Source organism: Paenibacillus sp. CH40, assembly GCF_024213605.1.
In the GTDB taxonomy this organism is placed as follows: Bacteria; Bacillota; Bacilli; order Paenibacillales; family Paenibacillaceae; genus Paenibacillus; species Paenibacillus polymyxa_B.
The window spans coordinates 1-898 of sequence record NZ_JANAVQ010000028.1 but is presented as its reverse complement, the minus strand read 5'-3'; the positions used below and the strand labels follow the sequence as shown (position 1 = coordinate 898).

1 protein-coding gene is annotated in these 898 nt (G+C 50.1%); it reads left to right on the top strand.

Annotation, left to right across the window (positions count from 1 at the left end; genetic code table 11):
* Window positions 1–896: condensation domain-containing protein (locus NLX73_RS24820; protein ID WP_254327608.1), on the top strand; the 896-nt coding region annotated here is incomplete at its 5' end.
* Window positions 897–898: the final 2 nt, after the last annotated feature.

Below are 898 nucleotides of genomic sequence, written 5' to 3'. Positions count from 1 at the left end.
TACAACTGTACGAGGGACAGGAATTGGAGCCGCTGCAAATTCAGTACAAAGACTACGCCGTGTGGCAGCAGCAGGAGATGCAGCGTGAATCATACCAACGCCGGGAACACTTCTGGCTGGAGCATTTAGCCGGAGAATTGCCGGTACTGGATTTGCCAATTGCTTATCCTAGACCTGCTGTTCGCAGCTTCGAGGGTGCGATGTATGAATTTACAGTGGACGCGAATGTATCCGAGCAACTGCACCGAATTGCGGCACAGACCGGAAGTACGCTGTACATGGTGCTATTAAGCGCCTACACCGTTCTGCTGTCCAAATACAGCGGTCAGGACGATTTGATCATCGGTACGCCGGTAGCAGGCCGCTTGTTGCCTGAACTGGAGCCACTGATCGGAATGTTCGTGAATACGCTAGCCATCCGGCATCAGCCGAAGGGCAACCAAACGTTCCACAGCTACTTGCAGGAAGCCAGAGATCGTACGCTGCAAGCCTTCGAGCATCAGGATTATCCACTGGAAGAGTTGGTGGAAAAGCTGGATGTAGCACGGGATGCAAGCCGTAACCCATTATTCGACACTATGTTTGTACTGGAAAATATGGAGTCACAGGAAGCGAAGCTAGAAACGCTGTCCTTCAGTCCATATGTTCAGGAGCACAGCATCTCCAAATTCGATTTGACCTTGTCCATGAGTGATGAAGATGGGGAGATCAAGGGTTCGTTTGAATATTGCACGAAGCTGTTTGGAGCCGATGCTATTGAGAGATTAACCAGAGATTTGATAGCGATCCTGTCCCAGGTTGGGATCAATCCAGATTTGCTGTTAAGCGATATTCAGGTGAACTCGGACGAGCAACCGGAAGGCTTCTCGCCGGATTCCATCGACTTTGTTTTCTAAAT